The sequence below is a fragment of the Streptomyces sp. Ru73 genome (assembly GCF_002920575.1).
In the GTDB taxonomy this organism is placed as follows: Bacteria; Actinomycetota; Actinomycetes; order Streptomycetales; family Streptomycetaceae; genus Streptomyces.
The window spans coordinates 18,208-33,582 of sequence record NZ_PQSQ01000035.1 but is presented as its reverse complement, the minus strand read 5'-3'; the positions used below and the strand labels follow the sequence as shown (position 1 = coordinate 33,582).

Genomic DNA, 15,375 nt, shown 5'->3' with positions numbered 1-15,375 from the left:
CGGGACCGGGCGCCGGTCGCCCGGCGCCCGGCCGGTCCCGCCCGGCCGGGTCACATGAGGTGACGGCCGGTTCAGGCCGAACGGCGGCGGCCGGCGAAGACGCCGAACCCGATGCCGATCACGCCCACCACGATGCCGACCGCGCCCAGGACGCGGGCGGTGTTGTCGGTGCCGCCGTCGGCCGCTGCCGTGGTGCTCCTGCCGGCGTCCGTGCCGCCCTTGCCGTCCTGGGCGCTCGCGGTGTCCGTACCGCCGTCCTGCCCGGCCTTGTCCGCGTCGACGAGCTTGAGGACCGGCGCGGGGTTCTCCGGCTCCGGCGCGCCCTCCTTCGCGGGCTCGATCCAGCGCACGACCTCCTTGTTGTCGTACGTCTGGAGCGCCTTGAAGACGAGCTGGTCGGTGTCCTCGGGGAGGGCGCCGATCGAGACCGGGAACTGCTGGAACTGGCCGGGCTCGATCTTGCCGCCGGACCAGGTGATCTTGGTGACCGCCTCGGTGAGCTTCTCGCCGTGCGACTCGATCGGCTTGTCCAGCTTGGACTTGGTGACCTTCACGTCCCAGCCCGGCACCGGCTGCGGCATCGCGGACGCCAGCGGGTGGTCGGCGGGCAGGTCGACCTCGACCTTCACGGTCGAGGCGTCGTCCTGCTCGTTGGGGACCTTGAAGTCGACGGTCGCGTAGTCGCCCTTGGCGGCCTGCCCCGGCTGCACGGTCACGTGCGCGAACGCGGGGCCGGCGAGCAGCAGGACGGTGCCGGCAGCGGCACCGCCGACGAGGGAGGCGCGGCGCAGCGCCGTACGGCGGCGGGCGGGCGTGGCGGCGGGGGTGGCCGGCGCGGCCTGGGTGACCGGGGTGGCCGGGGTGGTGCTCGACAGGGTGTTGTCCGACATGACAGGACACTCCTCAGACAGGAGAGAAGGACGGCTGATGGGTGGCGCGCGTGCGGCGACGGCACGTCAGCCCGCCCGGACTCGCGTCCGGGGCCCCTCCTGAGGCGTGCGTGAGCTGCGTGTGACGTCAGGCCGCGAGGGCGAAGTGCGGCGGGCCCCGCCTGACGACACTGTGCTGGAGCGCGAGCTCTTCGGGCCCGGCTTTGTCATGCTCGTACGAAACGGGGGCGCGGGGGGTAGGGTCCGCGGCGCCCAGCAGCCCGGCGCACAGCGCGTGCACGAGGCGCAGCGCGGTACGCAGCGCGCCCATCGACGCGGCCGCCGTCGCTTCCCGCGCGGCGGGCGCCGACAGCCGTACCAGCCGCCAGAGCGCGGCCTCGCCGCGGCGCAGCAGCCACCCGGCGGCCAGCGCCGCGAGCAGGTGCCCGAGCAGCATGGGCAGCGACGGCAGCAGCCCGGTCAGGGAACCGAGGCCGAGGTGCTGGGCGGCGGCGGACAGCCCGGAGCCGGCACCGGCCGCACCGTGCGCGGCCATGTCGTGTCCGGCCATGCCGTGGCCTGCCATGCCGGGTCCGGTGGCGCCGTGCGTCATGGCGGCGTGGGCCGCCGAGGCGTCCGCGGCCGCGCCCTGCCCGGCGTGTGCGCCGGCGGCGGCCGCCGCGGTGCTCCCCGAGGGCCCGATGCCGGCCGCGGCGAGCATCTGCCGCGCCTGCGACGCGGAGAGCTGCCCCGTACCGAAACCGCAGGTCATCTGGCGTGCGAGCCCGATCGCCGCGCGGTCGCTGAGCCCGTTCACGCCGCCCTGCGGCAGCTGGATCGCCAGGCCGCGCTGGCCCAGCATGAAGACGGCGTGCAGCACCAGCTGTCCGAGGGCGAGTGCCGTGGCGATGCCCGGCAGCGAGCGTTCGCGGCCGGCGAGGGGGGCGGCGACGGCCAGTACGCCGACGCAGCCCGCGCCGAGCGACCACAGCGGGACGGTGGCGCAGGAACCGATCATGTGCCCCGCTGCGGCAAGCGCGACGCAGACCGCGGTGAACACCGCGGCCCTCAGCAGCCGCAGATCGGCCGCGGCGCGCCCCTCGGGGGAAGTCATGACGGCCGCCATCATCCCACTGCGCGTACCGGACGCATACGGCAGGGCGGGCGGTGTTGGACAGGGGGCGAGGGTGAGGCGCGGCCGGAACGGAAGTACGGCCTGGCAGGGGCGCGGGTGGCGGCCAGGCGGGGACCGGGGGCCGCAATTTCGCATAAGTGAGCGAGCCCGGGTAGGAGCATCTTTGCGGGGCCGTCCAGGGCCCCTGGTCGATTCCGGACATTCCGGAGACCCGCTCGCTGAACGCCCCGAGGGCGGCCAGACGGTCACCGACAGCCTTTCTGGCGCCCTTATCGCACAGACGTGCGGCACAGTATTCGCAGGGGCAATCAGTAGAAAGATGCAAACGGTCATAGACGGTCAGTAAGCGGTTTCATTTGTTCATCCGCGCGGCGCGCCATCCGTGCCGTGACCAGGGCGGGAGGCCGGACGGCGCGTCAGCGGCCCGGCGAATCCGTGCGAGATCGGCCGGAGTCCCGCTACCGCAATTGCAGGGGCGCACGAAGGGGCGCGCCGGTGGGCCTTTTACACCGGTACGCTCAATCACCGCGTCCGCCGAATGGGCGGAGTCACGTCAAACCCACGCTTACCGACCATGGAGTGCGGCAATACGTATCGATATGTCGAGCCGCGGCCAGGAGGCTGGAGCGATGAGCATCTGGTGGTCCCTCCATCTTCGGCGGGAGGCAGCGAGCGTTCCGCTCGCGCGCCGTCTGCTGCTGGGGACGATGGAGACCGCGGGCGTCGACCCGGAGGTCTGCTACGACCTCTCGCTCGCCCTGTCCGAAGCCTGTGCGAACGCCGTCGAGCACGGTGACGGCACGGCCGAGGAGTACCGCGTCACGGCGTTCATCGACGGTGACACGTGCCGTATCGAGGTGACCGACTCCGGGCCCGGCTTCCATGACCGGCTCGCGGGAGCGGGTGCGGGAGCGGGTGCGAGTGCCGGTGCGGGTGCCGGCGCCGGGGCGCTCGACCACTCCGGCGGCTCCGGTCCCGGCGCGCACGACGGCGCGGCGGGCTCGGGCTCCGACCCCGGTTCCGGTTCCGACCCCGGTCCGCACGGCCGTGCGCCGCTGACGGAACCCGCACCGCCCCGCCGCCACGCCCCCGCCCCCGCTCAGGCCGAGCACGGGCGGGGGCTCTTCTTGATCGAGGCCCTGACCGACCAGGTCCGCTACCGCAACCGCACCGGCCGCCGCGGCGCCGTGGTCAGCTTCGACAAGGCCCTCAAATGGCGAGAGGGCGCGCTGCTCCAGATGCCGTGACGTTTCTCCGGGACGTCGGGACGGGGTGCGGCTCCGCGCCCAGGTACGGACCGATGGCGAGGTCCCCTCTTCCCGGTCCCTCCGTCGAGGCGTTCCGCCCTCCTTCCCCAACACCCTGACCAGGCACGCCGTGGTGATCTACGCTGAACTCCCGTGCCGTGCAAGGCGGGAGGGGGAACGGGGTGAACGGGGGCGATCCCGGTACCGGGGGCAACGACGCCAGGGCCATGGGCCATGGCCGTGTCTACCAGGCGTCCGGTGACCAGCACATCATCGAGCACCACCACCACGGCTCCGAGGGCGGCACCGGCGGCGCCGGCGGCGGGGCGTGGTCCGGCCTGGACTCCGTCCGCTGGCCGTCCGTGGGCCGGGCTCCGGTGGTCCTGCGCGACCGCACCGGCCTGATGGAACGTCTGCGCGCCGCGGTGGCTCCGGGTGCGGGCGGCCAGGTGTACGTCCTGCACGGCCTGGGCGGCTGCGGCAAGACGGCCGTCGCGTACACCCTCTTCCAGCACGCGACGTCCGAGGCGGGCCGCATCGGCCTGTGGGTGAACGCCTCGGACACGGCGTCCTTGCGTACGGGCATGCTCGCGGTGGCGGCCGACCGGGGCGCGGGCGACGGGGAACTGACGGCGGCCCGCAGCGGGCTTCGCGCGGCGGCCGACCTGGTCTGGGACCACCTGGACCGGTCCGACCGCCCCTGGCTGCTGGTGCTCGACAACGCCGATGACCCCGCGGTGCTGAGGGACGGCGGCTGGCTGCGCACCAGCCCTCGCGGCACGGTCCTGGTCACGACGCGTCAGGCGGCCCGCCACTGGTGGCCGGGCGCGGAGCTGCTGCAGCTGGGCGTCCTCCCGAAGTCCGACGCCGCGCAGGTCCTCTGCGATCTGGCCCCGGAGGCCGGCACCCTCGAGGAGGCCGAAGCCGTCGCCGAACGCCTGGGCCGCCTGCCATTGGCGTTGACGCTGGCCGGCGGTTTCCTGGCCCACCAGGTCATCGACCCCTGGACGATGGCCCAGTACGGCGCCAACCTCGACGGCGGCGAGGGCATCGACCCGATAGACCTCCTCGACCAGGGCGCGCAGGTCGCCGGTGACAGCGACTCCCGCCACTTGGTCAGCAGCACGTGGCAGTTCTCCTTGAACGCCCTGGAACGGCAGGGCCTGCCGGAGTCCGTCACCCTCCTCCGCCTCCTCTCCTGCTGGTCGGGCGACCCACTGCCGCTGTCCTTGCTGTCCGGCCTCGCCATCGAGGAGGCGCTTCCTCCCCGCCGCGTCGAAGTGGCCCTGCGCGGACTCCTCGATCAGTCCCTGACGGAACTGGCGCCGGGAACGGTCCGGTGCCTCCGCACGCACGGTGTGCTGCTCGACAGCGTGTCCCGCGACACGCCCGCCGAGCAGCGCCACAGGCTCGTCACCGCGGCTGCGCGGCAGCTGACGGCCGCACTCCCGGACGTGTCGGAGCGCCGGAGGAACGATCCGGTGGCCCTCCTCCTGGCGCCGCACGTGACGGCCTTGCTCACACGATCGGCCGCGTGGGCGGAGGTGGGGCAGCAGGCCGTGGTGGCGGTGGCCGAAGCGGCCCTGCGCCTCGTGGTGGCCCTGCACCGGGACAGCGACTACGCCTCGGCGCTGACGGTCGTGCGGGCGGCGGTGGACCTCGCGGTGCCTCGTCTGGGAGCGGACCACCCGGTGACCCTGCGACTGCGGGAACGCCTGGGGCGGGTGCTCTTCCGGATCGGGCGGTTCGAGGAGTCCGAGGCGCTGCACCGTGAGGTGCTCGCGGAGCGGGAACGGACGCTCGGCCACGATGCGCTGGACACCCTGACGAGCTGCCTCGCCCTGGTGTACCCGCTGCAGCACCTCGGCGGGCCGGCGGAGTGCATGCCGTTCATCCGGCGCGCGCTGGCGGGACGCACGGCCGCGCTCGGTGCCGCGCATCCTCTGACGCTCCAGGCGCGGACCTTCTTGCTGGACGTGCCGACCGGGGCGGAGCTGGCCGCAGAGGTCGACGGAGGAACGGAACTCGTCGAGGACTGCCTCCGCGAACTCGGGCCGGACCACCCCATCACGGTGGTGAGCCAGGTCGTCCACGCCCGCGCGCTGTTCCACGCCGGCCGGCCCGAGGCGGCCCTGACCGCTGCCCGCGAGGCCGTGGCGGCGTCCGGGCGGCTGTACGGGCCGGACTACCCCCTCTCCCTGAACTCCCGGTCACTGATGAGCTCGGTCCTTCACGCGCTCGGGGAGACGGCGGAGGCCATCGAACAGGGCACCGCCGTTGTGGAGGGACGCACGCGGACGCTGGGCCCGACGCACCCGTGGACCGTGGAGGCCGAGGAGTTCCTCGCCGAGTACCGGGCCGGCGCATAGGAGAAGGAAACGCGCCCCGGGCGCACCCCCATGCCGAGTCCCCCGTGCTCGGCGTCCCCCGGTGGGTGCGCCTCAGGGCGCGGGTTGCGCTAATGCGAACGCGTTCGCGTTAGCGGCTGTTTGGACAATACTTGCTGTGATCGATCGCTGGCAATCCGGAGCACTTCTATGAGCACCGCGCAGCTCCCCCCGGGCGGCCCCGGCCGAACCCGGCCCGGTGGCCGTACCGCGCGCACGCGTGACGCCGTGTACGCCGCCGTCTTCGACGAACTCGGCGAGGGCGGGTTCGCCGCGCTGTCCGTGGAGCGGGTCGCCCAGCGGTCGGGCGTGCACCCGGCGACGATCTACCGCCGCTGGCGCTCCATGGAGGGCCTGGTCTGCGGGCTGCTCAGCGAACGCAGCGCCGTCGTCCCCGTACCCGACACCGGCACCCTCTGCGGCGACCTGCGCGCCCTGGCCCGCGGCATCGGCACGTTCTACGAGGACAGCCGCAACCGCGCCATGATCGAGGCCGTCGTCTCGGCGGCCGCCCGCGACCCCCGCGCGGAAGAGGTGCTGCGGGACTTCTTCGTCGACCGGCTGGGCCTGGCGGGCGCCCTCGTGCGGCGCGCGATCGACCGCGGCGAGCTGCCCGAGGGCACGGACGCGGAGACCGTGGTCGGCGCCCTGGGCGCGCCGTTCTACTACCGGATGCTGGTCGTGCGCCGCCCGCTGGACCTGGAACTCGCCGAGTCCGCGACGATCGCCACGTACACGGCGGCCAAGGCGGGCGCGTACGTCCGCAGGGAGCGCACCGGCACGGAGGGGGAGGTCAGGGAGGTCTCCGATACGAAGGAAGCCGGTGTCCCCTCCTCCAGAGGGAACACCGGCTGAGCCTTCAGGCGCGCCCGGCGTGGCGCGGCCGACGCTCGCGCGGAAACGCCGACGCTCGCCCGGAAGCGTCCGGCGCGGAACGCCGGCCCGTCAGCAGGACGTCAGCCCTTCAGGCGGGCCATCCACTCCTCGACCTCGTCCGCGCGGCGCGGCAGGGCCGCCGAAAGGTTTCGGTTGCCGTCGGAGGTGACGAGGATGTCGTCCTCGATGCGGACGCCGATGCCGCGGTACTCCTCCGGCACCGTCAGGTCGTCGGCCTGGAAGTACAGGCCCGGCTCGACGGTGAGGACCATGCCCGGCTCCAGCGTGCCGTTCACGTACGACTCGGTACGCGCGGCCGCGCAGTCGTGGACGTCCAGGCCGAGCATGTGGCCCGTGCCGTGCAGGGTCCAGCGGCGCTGGAGGCCCAGCTCCAGGACGCGCTCGACCGGCCCCTCGACGAGGCCCCACTCCACCAGGTGCTCGGTCAGCACGCGCTGCGCCGCGTCGTGGAAGTCACGGAACCCGGCCCCCGGCTTCACCGCCGCGATGCCCGCCTCCTGCGCCGCGTACACCGCGTCGTAGATCTTGCGCTGCACGTCGGAGTAGCGGCCGTTGATCGGCAGCGTGCGGGTGACGTCCGCGGTGTACAGGGAGTTCGTCTCCACGCCCGCGTCGAGCAGCAGCAGGTCGCCGGAGCGGACCTCGCCGTTGTTGCGCACCCAGTGCAGGGTGCAGGCGTGCGGTCCCGCGGCGCAGATCGAGCCGTAGCCGACGTCGTTGCCCTCGACGCGGGCCCGGAGGAAGAACGTTCCCTCGATGTAGCGCTCGGACGTGGCCTCCGCCTTGTCCAGGACCTTCACGACGTCCTCGAAGCCGCGGACCGTGGAGTCGACGGCCTTCTGCAGCTCGGCGACCTCGAAGGCGTCCTTCACCAGGCGGGCCTCGGAGAGGTACACGCGCAGCTCTTCGTCGCGCTCGGCGGTGACCTTGTCGGTCAGCGCGGCCTCGATGCCGGCGTCGTGGCCGCGCACGACGCGGACCGGCCCGGTGGCCTCCTTCAGCGCGTCGGCCAGCTCCCGCACGTCCTTGCAGGGCATGCCGTACAGCACCTCGGCCTCGGTGAGGCTGTGCCGGCGGCCGACCCACAGCTCGCCCATGCCGTCCAGCCAGAACTCGCCGTTCTCGCGGTTGGAGCGGGGCAGGCGGTACAGCGTCGCGTCGTGCCCGTCGCCGTTGGGCTCCAGGACGAGCACGCTGTCGTCGGTCTGGTCACCGGTGAGGTACACGTACTCCGTCGCGGCGCGGAAGGAGTACTCGGTGTCGTTGGAGCGCGTCTTGAGGTTGCCCGCGGGGATCACCAGGCGCTCGCCCGGGAACCGGCGGGACAGCGCGGCGCGCCGCTCGGCGGCGTTGGCGGCCTGCTCGACGGGCTGGAGGTCGCGCAGTTCCGTATCGGCCCAGCCGGACTTCATGTTGTCGGCGAGCTCGTCGGAAACGCCCGGGTAAAGGCCGTTCTTGCGCTGCTTGATCGGCTGCTCGTCCTCGTCCGGGGTCTCCGGAGTGAGCTCGTCGGCCACGGTGCCTCCTCGTCGTATGGGAACGCCTTCCATCGTATGTGCGGGCGGAAAGCGGTCCAGAGGGAGGAAGCTGTGACTTCTCAGGCACTCCGGCCTTGGGAGCGATGACTTTGGGCCTGGCGGGCGGGGCGGGCGGCCCGGGTGGTCCGGGCGGCGCCGGGCCTACCGGGTGTGCTGGGTCTGCCCGGCCTGGTGGGGCTTCGGGCTGCCGGTGCCGGGCCTCCGGGCTGCTGACGACAGGCCCGGCCCCCGGCGGCCCGTCGCCCTCCGGCCTCGGCCCGCGGCAGCCCGCCGACGTTCGACCCGGCCCCGGCAGCCGTCCGCGCCCCCCTCACCGTTCGAAGTGTGCCGCCAGCAGTACGACGTCCTCGGGTGAGGTCTCGTCCGTGAGGCCCTGGGGCAGCATCGCGCGGACGACGTGATCGACCAGGGCTTCCGGGTCCTCCCGTACGGTGCGGGACGCCCCGGCCGCCGCGGCGTGCAGCCGGGCGAAGGCGCGGTCCACCGGATCGCCGGTACGGTGCAGCAGCCCGTCGCTGTACAGCAGAAGGGTTTCTCCGGGCGCCGGTTCCAGCTCCACGCTCGGCGCCTCCCAGCACGACAGCATGCCCAGCGGCGCGGACAGCGTGGTCTCCATGAACTCCGTACGGTGCTCACCGACGAGCAGCGGCGGGCAGTGGCCGGCACCCGCCAGCACGATCCTGTGGTTCGGCGGCCCGCCGAGCGGATCGGCCACCGGCGGCTCCGCGAAGGCGAACAGCGCGGTCGCGCTGCGCGCCGGCTCGGTCAGCCGCAGCAGCAGTTCGAGGTCGGAGAGGACGGCGACCGGGTCCTCGCCCTCCATGACGGCGTACGCGCGCAGGGCGGCCCGCAGCCGTCCCATGGCCCCCACCGCGCTCGGCCCGGAGCCGGTGACGGAGCCGACGGACAGGCTCAGCGCGCCGTCCGGGAGCGGCAGCGCGTCGTACCAGTCGCCGCCGCCGTGCGGTCCCGCCGCGTGCCGTACGGCGAGCCGGACGCCGGGCACCCGGGGGAGCCGGGCGGGCAGCAGCTCGGCGCGCAGGGTTTCCTCGGCACGGCGCCGGCGGTCCAGTTCGATCAGGCGGGTGACGTGCTCGGTGGCGTACGCGCGGTACATCCCGAGCAGGCGGCGGCCGCGCTCGCTGGGCTCGGCGGGCTCGTCGTAGAACCAGACGGCAGCGCCGAGGGGGCGAGAGCCGGGGGGATGGGCGCCGAGGGGACGGGAGGGGAGGGAGGCCGCGGGGGAGGCCGGCCGCTCCGCCGGCCAGGGGGTGCGGTCCGCGTGCCGGTGGGGGCCCGGGAGCGGGCTTCCCGCCGCTGCCCCCGTTTTCCCTTCTTCTGCCGGTGCGGCAGGTGGTGTGCGCCCGGGAGGTGGTGTCGATCCAGGAGACGGTGTGGGTCCTGGAGGCGGTGTCGGCCTCGTTCCGGTTGTTTCGGCCGGTGCTCCCTCGGGGTGTGGGGGGCCGTCGGACCGGGGCGCCTCGGTGATCAGCGGTGCGGCGATCAGCGGTACGGCGTAGCTCGCGGCGTATCCGAGGCGGGCCGCGACCTGGCGCAACCGGGGGTCGAGCCCCGGCTCCGAGGCGAGGTCGGGCTGGGAGAGTTCGCAGGGAACGGCGGCGGGCGGCCCGGTCGAGGGCCCTTCGGGCGAGCCGGCCGCCGTCCCCGGAGGAGCGCCGCCCGCTGCCCCCGGAGGGGCACCTGCCACCGGCCCCGGAGGGGACCCGAGCGCTGGACCCGGAGGTGCGCCTGTCGCCGTACCTGGAGGAGCGCCGACCACCGGCCCCGAAGGTGCGCCGGAAGGCGGGCCGGAGGAGGGCACGCGCCCTGCCGCTCCGTCCAGGAGCCGCCCCACCGGTGTCGCGCGGCGGGGGACCGTCTCCAAGTGGCCGAGGTCAGCGGGACCGAGGCCCAGGCCCACGGTGATGTCGGGGCCGAGGCCGTCGGGCGGTTCGAGGGTGACCAGGCCGCGGCGGGCGCCGACCAGGAAGGCACCGGCCCGCAGCAGTTCGTCGAGCGCGCCGCCGAGGGTGTCCGTACGCGCCAGCCGCTCGGTGAGTTCGTGGAGGGTACTGAGGTCCGAGAGCCACGCGGCCAGCCGGTCGTGGGCGGCGGCCGGCGGGGTGACGGAAGGAGCCTCCGGGGTAGTGGGGGCCGCAGTGTGCGCCGGGCCGGGAAGCGTGGGTTCGATTCCGGCCACTTTCGGGGCGTGGGGGGCTGTCATGGTGTGCGACCTACGTAGGCCCGGGCGTCATCAGAGGTGAGGCCGCAGGTCAGGGAGGTTCGCTGTCGTGGAGTGCGGGCGTTTGCCTCATTTGCCCGCCAGTTCGTGTCGCTCAATAGCATCGCAAACCCCCATGTGATGCTGCTCCGCTATGAATGGGTCCACATGTACACGCAGCGATGTTGCGTGTCCAGCACTGTCCTGGTGAGGATTGTGGTGTCAGTGTGGCCAAGAGGTTGGCCGAAAAATAGCCCCATGAAGGTCAATTTGCGGTCGACTGACGGCGATCAACAGCGCGTCATCTCCACCATGGGGGTACGTACTCGGATAGGTGCGGGGCCAGTTGGGGCCGCGCCGGAACTCTCCGAAGGGCACGGGCGTCTTACGCGGTGACGACCGGGCCGCACCCCCACGTGGCGGGATTGCACCACAGGACAGCAAGCGCCATGCGCGCGCCACCCCCCGCCATGTTCCACGCTCGGCGTACGGCGTGATGCGCTGCCTTGTACGCGCAGTGACGAATGATCCACGTGGTGTGATCCGCGCCCGGTGCGGCGGCGCGCACCGCGCAACGGCATGAACCTGGCATGTAGTGCGATGGACATGGCCCTCGGCGTTTACGGAAAGGAACGAGCGCTCATGCGCGAGATCCTCGGAAGGCGACGCAAGTTCCAGCTCCGGCGCGGTGGAAGGTCGGCACTGCTCGGCGCGGCGCTCCAGTGCGCCACCGAGTGGCACTGGCCCGTCCTCCCCGGCGTCGGTCTGCGCACGGGCGGCAGGCCCGGCTGGGGAGCGCAGCAGACGCGCCCCTGCGGCTGCCCGGACCCGGACTGTGCGGTGCCCGGTGCGCACCCCTTCGACCCCGGCCTGCTGGCCGCCACGACCGACGCCCGGATGGTGCGCTGGTGGTGGACGAACCGCCCGGACGCGCCGGTCCTGCTGGCCACCGGCGGCAGGGCGCCGTGCGCGGTGAGCCTGCCGGCCGTGGCCGGTGCCCGGGCGCTCGCCGAGCTGGACCGCGCGGGCGTGGCGGTCGGCCCGGTCGTGGCGACCCCGACCCGCTGGACGCTGCTGGTCGCGCCGTACTCCCTGCCCGAGCTGGGGGAGTTGCTGTACGCGCAGGACCTGGTGCCCAGCTCGCTGCGGTTCCACGGCGAGGGCGGTTACGTCGTACTGCCGCCGTCGCAGACCGGCGCGGGCAAGGTGCGCTGGGAGCGCCCGCCGGCCACGCGCGCCGCCACGAAGCGCTCCGGCGCGCCGTGGCTCCCGGAGGTCTCCACGGTCGTGGACGCGCTGGTGGAAGCGAGCGCCGGCGCCTCGGGCGGCGGCAGCCGGCTCGCGTACTGAGCCGTGCTGAGCCGTACCGGTCCGCACTGGTCTGCACTGGTCCGTACTGACCCTTCGGCCACGGGACCTGCGGGAGGTCCGAGGAACGGGCGGGCTGCGGACTCCGCGCGGCCCGGCGGTCCAGGCAGGGCCGGCGGTCCATGGGTGCCGACGGCCCGTGACGGGCGGCAGTCCCTGGGCGGGCGACGGTTCGCAGTCATCGACGGTCCGTAGGCGGGCGGCAGTCCCTGGGCGGGCGACGGTCCGCAGGCATCGACGGTCCGTAGGCGGGCGACGGTCCCCAGACCGGCGGTGGTGGCCGAGATCGCTCCTTCCCGGCACCCCACACCGGTGAAACGGCGCGCGGGAGATTCACTCGTACGGGTGTGAGCCAGGCGTCCATCCTCGGGAAACGGGTGCGCGGCCCCAGAAAGGGCGCCCCGTGCCCGATATGTTCGGCCCACCGTCCAGCCGTTCGGGGTGCCCGGCGGCTCTCCGCATTCGTGGCGGAGGCCCACCGGGCACCCCGAAGGCTCAGCCAGAGCCCGCGAGCGGACCCGGTCACCGGGCCGGCCGCGGGCGCTCAACCGCAGGTGGTCCCATGGTTCGCGAGTCGAACATCCGCATGATCGCGCTCGCGAGCACCATCGCGCTCGCCCTGACCCTCCCCCTGGCCGCCGCCATCGCCGGCCCCTCGGGACCCGGCGACCCGGCGACCGCGGCCAAGCCGTCGGTGTCCCCGCTGCCCCATGGCGGCACCGTCGCCCAGGGCACCGCCGGGGGCGGTGACGACCGCCCGCAGGGCACCCCGCGGGGCTCCGCCCAGGAACCCCCGCACCCCGCCCGCCCAGGCGACCTGCTCGCCGGCCTCGGCCTCGGAAAGGGCGCGGGCCGGGCCAACGGCGGTACCACCCACTGCGGCCCCCACGTCACCTCGTCCCGCGGCATCGAGGCGCAGACCTGCGTCCTGACCACGGACGGCGACACCACCGAACGCGGTACGCAGCGTGACACCGAGGACGGCGACGGGAGTCCGGAGGCGGGCAGCGGCTCGCCCGATGTCGCCCGCACCCGCACCAAGGCAGTCGTGTACTACCGCAATTCCTCGGGCGAACCGCTGCGCGCCGTGCTGACCCTGATGCGGCCCGACGGCCGGACCGTACAGACGCACTGCGAGCTGCCGGCGGCCAACGAGCCGGGGAGTTGCGGGACGCCGTCCGGGGCGACCGTGCGGGGGAGCGCGACGTACTCGGCGGTCGCGGAGATCGCGGACGTACGGAGCGACCGGCTGCTGCTCCGTGCCGGGAGCAACTCCGCGCCCTCGGCGCCGCGTTAGGCCCGCCGGTAGCTGTTGCGGCGCCCGAGGTGCGCGTCACGAGGCGCACGCCGCGTACGTCGCGACGGGCGTCCAAGGGCGAGTCGGAGGGCGCTGCGGAGCGCGTGACCGGGGTGGTGCCCGGTGGTGCATGACCGCGGACCCGGAGGCGGCCTCGAACGGGTCCGGACATGGAAGCGCCCGGTCGCTGGCGACGGGGGATGCACCAGCGACCGGGCTCCTAGAACGGTAACAAGAGATCGGCCGTTCGCAAATTCGATCGCGGAATTCCGGACGCTTATTTACCCATGAGTACGGCCGGTGTGACGCGAGTCACCGCAAGCGTTTCCGCGGCGGTTACTGTCAGCTCAGCGTCACCTGACGGTTGGTGAGCCCGCCGCGCGCCCGGCGCTCGGCCGGCGTGAGCGGCGCGTCCGAGGCCAGCGCCTCCGCCAGCCGCTCGCCGAACTCCGTGGCCGGCTTGGTGATCTCCTCGGCCGTCAGATCCGACGGCAGGTCCCAGACCGGTACGACCAGCCCGTGCGCCCGGAACGAGCCGACGAGCCGGGTGCCCTCGCCCAGCGACGAGGCGTCGGCGGCGTGCAGCCGGGCGAGCGCGTCCAGCAGCTTCTCCTCGGGGTGGTCCATCACCCAGCGCAGGTGGTTCTTCTCGCCGGCGTCGCACCAGTACGCGCCGGTGAGGCCCTCCAGGCGGGCAGTGGGGATGGCGGCCGCGTTGGCCCGCTCCAGGGAGGCCGCGACCTCACCGGTGGCGTTCTCGGCGTTCTCGATCCAGAACTCGAAGCCGCTGTGCACGGTGGGCTCGAACGGCGCCGACGTGTCCAGCAGGTCCTGCAGGCGCGGACCGTCGGCAGCTGCCCGGCCCGCCGCGACCGGGGTGCCCGGGTCGGCGGCCAGCGCGCGCTGGAGGGTGTCGGCGAGGTCGCGGCTGAGGTCACCGGACGCGGTGTCGTTCTGCAGGCCGAGCAGGATCGAACCGTCGTCACGGCGCAGCGCGGGCCAGGCCATCGGCAGTACGGTCGCCAGCGTCACCGAGGGCACGCCCTCGGGCAGCCCGCCCTTCAGGGACAGCTCGGCGGTGGCGGCGGGCACCAGCTCGCGCAGCGCCACCCAGTCGCATTCGCCCGGCAGGCCCTCGAAGGGGCGCTGCACCAGCTCGGTCACCGCGTGCGCCGCGGCGCGTCCGTGGCAGGCCTTGTAACGGCGGCCCGACCCGCAGGGGCAGGGCTCGCGGGCGCCGACGACCGGCACCTCGCCGTCCGTGATCTGCGGGGTGACGGCCTTGGTCTGGGGACGGCGCTTCTTGCCCATGGTGAGGGGTTCTCCTGGTCGTTCCGACGCGTATCGGCGCGAGCCTAGGGCATGTCCCGCGCCGACGCCCCTGCCCACGGCGCGTGCCGACACGGTGCCGGCACCAAGCCGGGAGCGCGCCGTAAGTGCGCTGACGCCGCGCCCGGCGCCGGGTGGGAGGAACGAACGACCTGAGCACTCGAGCACCTGAGCAACGTATGCGGGAACGTGCAGGGAAACGTGCGGCGAAGGGGGCACCCGATTCCGGGCCGGTCGCGTCCTGGCCTGCTTTACTTCCCTGCCCTGCCCTGCCCTGCCCTGCCCTGCCCTGCCCTGCTTCGCGTCCTCGGCCCGGTCGCGTCCTCGTCCGGGCCCCGTGCCGCCCCGCCCTACGCCGGCTCGTCCAAGTCCGCCAGGGCGTCCCGCAACTCGGCGGGGAGGCCCGTCTCGAGGTCCATGCGGGTGGCGAACGCGTCGTGCAGGGAGAGCGTCGCCCAGACCGTCACCTCGCCGTGCCCGTCCCGTACGCCCCAGTCCTTGGCCAGCGAGCGGATGATGGCCAGTCCCCGGCCACCGCGTGCGGTGACGGACGGAGTGGCCGGAAGTGGTCGGGTCGGACCTCCGCCGTCGGTGACCGAAACGGTCAGCTGGCCTCGTGCGTCGATGCGCCAGGCGGCCCGAACCGCGTCGGCTTCGCCTTCCGGTGACCCCTCCGCGCATATCGGACGCGCATGTCTACAAGAATTGCTGAGCAGTTCGGAAAGAATGAGTACGGCGTCATCGACGACCGTGTCCTGAACTCCACTTGTCAGCAGCTCATCGCGCATACGCCGCCTGGCCGAGCCCACGCCCGCAGGACCATGGGGTACGGCCATGGTCGACGACGTCGGCACCTCCTGTGCCACCACCAACGCCACCCCCGAGACCTCCTTTGCCCCACGCCACGGGATGAATGCCCCATTGAGATGGACCGGAAACCGGCCAATCCGTATGCGGTGACGCACTCGGATCGATCAGATACGGGCTGAATGCGCCGGTGCACTCCCTGTGAGGGATCTCCGCCCGATGTGGCCGTGCCGAAGATCCCCGGACACCGTTCGCGCCTTTCGTCCGCATGCGTCCTCGC

11 protein-coding genes are annotated in these 15,375 nt (G+C 73.5%); 5 read left to right on the top strand and 6 right to left on the bottom strand.

Annotated elements, in window-relative coordinates:
• Nucleotides 1-71: 71 nt before the first annotated feature.
• Both C3486_RS17300 and C3486_RS17295 read right to left on the bottom strand, forming a co-directional pair.
• Complete coding sequence (locus tag C3486_RS17300) at nucleotides 72-890, bottom strand: YcnI family protein (protein WP_103833604.1); 819 nt, start codon at nucleotides 888-890, stop codon at nucleotides 72-74.
• A 127-nt stretch (nucleotides 891-1,017) separates the two neighbouring features.
• Complete coding sequence (locus C3486_RS17295) at nucleotides 1,018-1,983, bottom strand: hypothetical protein (RefSeq protein ID WP_181138583.1); 966 nt, start codon at nucleotides 1,981-1,983, stop codon at nucleotides 1,018-1,020.
• Nucleotides 1,984-2,633: 650 nt separating this feature from the next.
• On the opposite strand from C3486_RS17295, the gene C3486_RS17290 reads away from it, so the two are divergent.
• The 3 genes from C3486_RS17290 to C3486_RS17280 all read left to right on the top strand — a co-directional run bounded on the left by C3486_RS17290 (nucleotide 2,634) and on the right by C3486_RS17280 (nucleotide 6,493).
• The gene (locus tag C3486_RS17290; RefSeq protein WP_103833602.1) at nucleotides 2,634-3,251 is read left to right on the top strand and encodes an ATP-binding protein; all 618 of its coding nucleotides are present in this window, start codon (nucleotides 2,634-2,636) and stop codon (nucleotides 3,249-3,251) included.
• 227 nt (nucleotides 3,252-3,478) lie between these two features.
• Nucleotides 3,479-5,620: a tetratricopeptide repeat protein gene (locus tag C3486_RS17285; RefSeq protein WP_103833632.1), complete on the top strand. Its 2,142-nt coding sequence runs from the start codon at nucleotides 3,479-3,481 to the stop codon at nucleotides 5,618-5,620.
• 168 nt (nucleotides 5,621-5,788) lie between these two features.
• On the top strand, nucleotides 5,789-6,493 hold the full coding sequence (locus C3486_RS17280) for a TetR-like C-terminal domain-containing protein (RefSeq protein WP_103833601.1): 705 nt from the start codon (nucleotides 5,789-5,791) through the stop codon (nucleotides 6,491-6,493).
• Nucleotides 6,494-6,594: 101 nt separating this feature from the next.
• Here C3486_RS17280 and C3486_RS17275 read toward each other — a convergent pair whose 3' ends face one another.
• Entirely contained in the window at nucleotides 6,595-8,052 is a 1,458-nt protein-coding gene (locus tag C3486_RS17275; RefSeq protein ID WP_103833600.1) for an aminopeptidase P family protein, read from the bottom strand.
• Between the two features lie 331 nt (nucleotides 8,053-8,383).
• Complete coding sequence (locus tag C3486_RS17270) at nucleotides 8,384-9,916, bottom strand: PP2C family protein-serine/threonine phosphatase (RefSeq protein WP_374936886.1); 1,533 nt, start codon at nucleotides 9,914-9,916, stop codon at nucleotides 8,384-8,386.
• A gap of 1,020 nt (nucleotides 9,917-10,936) precedes the next feature.
• Here C3486_RS17270 and C3486_RS17265 point away from each other — a divergent pair.
• Nucleotides 10,937-11,644, top strand: a complete 708-nt coding sequence (locus tag C3486_RS17265) for a bifunctional DNA primase/polymerase (RefSeq protein ID WP_103833598.1) — start codon at nucleotides 10,937-10,939, stop codon at nucleotides 11,642-11,644.
• Between the two features lie 580 nt (nucleotides 11,645-12,224).
• Nucleotides 12,225-12,959: a hypothetical protein gene (locus C3486_RS17260; RefSeq protein ID WP_103833597.1), complete on the top strand. Its 735-nt coding sequence runs from the start codon at nucleotides 12,225-12,227 to the stop codon at nucleotides 12,957-12,959.
• 342 nt (nucleotides 12,960-13,301) lie between these two features.
• Here the strand turns inward: C3486_RS17260 and C3486_RS17255 are convergent, their stop codons facing one another.
• Together C3486_RS17255 and C3486_RS17250 are read right to left on the bottom strand one after the other, a co-directional pair.
• Nucleotides 13,302-14,270 (bottom strand): DUF5926 family protein, encoded by a 969-nt coding sequence (locus C3486_RS17255; RefSeq protein ID WP_103833596.1) that lies wholly within the window; start codon nucleotides 14,268-14,270, stop codon nucleotides 13,302-13,304.
• A gap of 368 nt (nucleotides 14,271-14,638) precedes the next feature.
• Complete coding sequence (locus C3486_RS17250; protein ID WP_103833595.1) at nucleotides 14,639-15,253, bottom strand: ATP-binding protein; 615 nt, start codon at nucleotides 15,251-15,253, stop codon at nucleotides 14,639-14,641.
• Nucleotides 15,254-15,375: the final 122 nt, after the last annotated feature.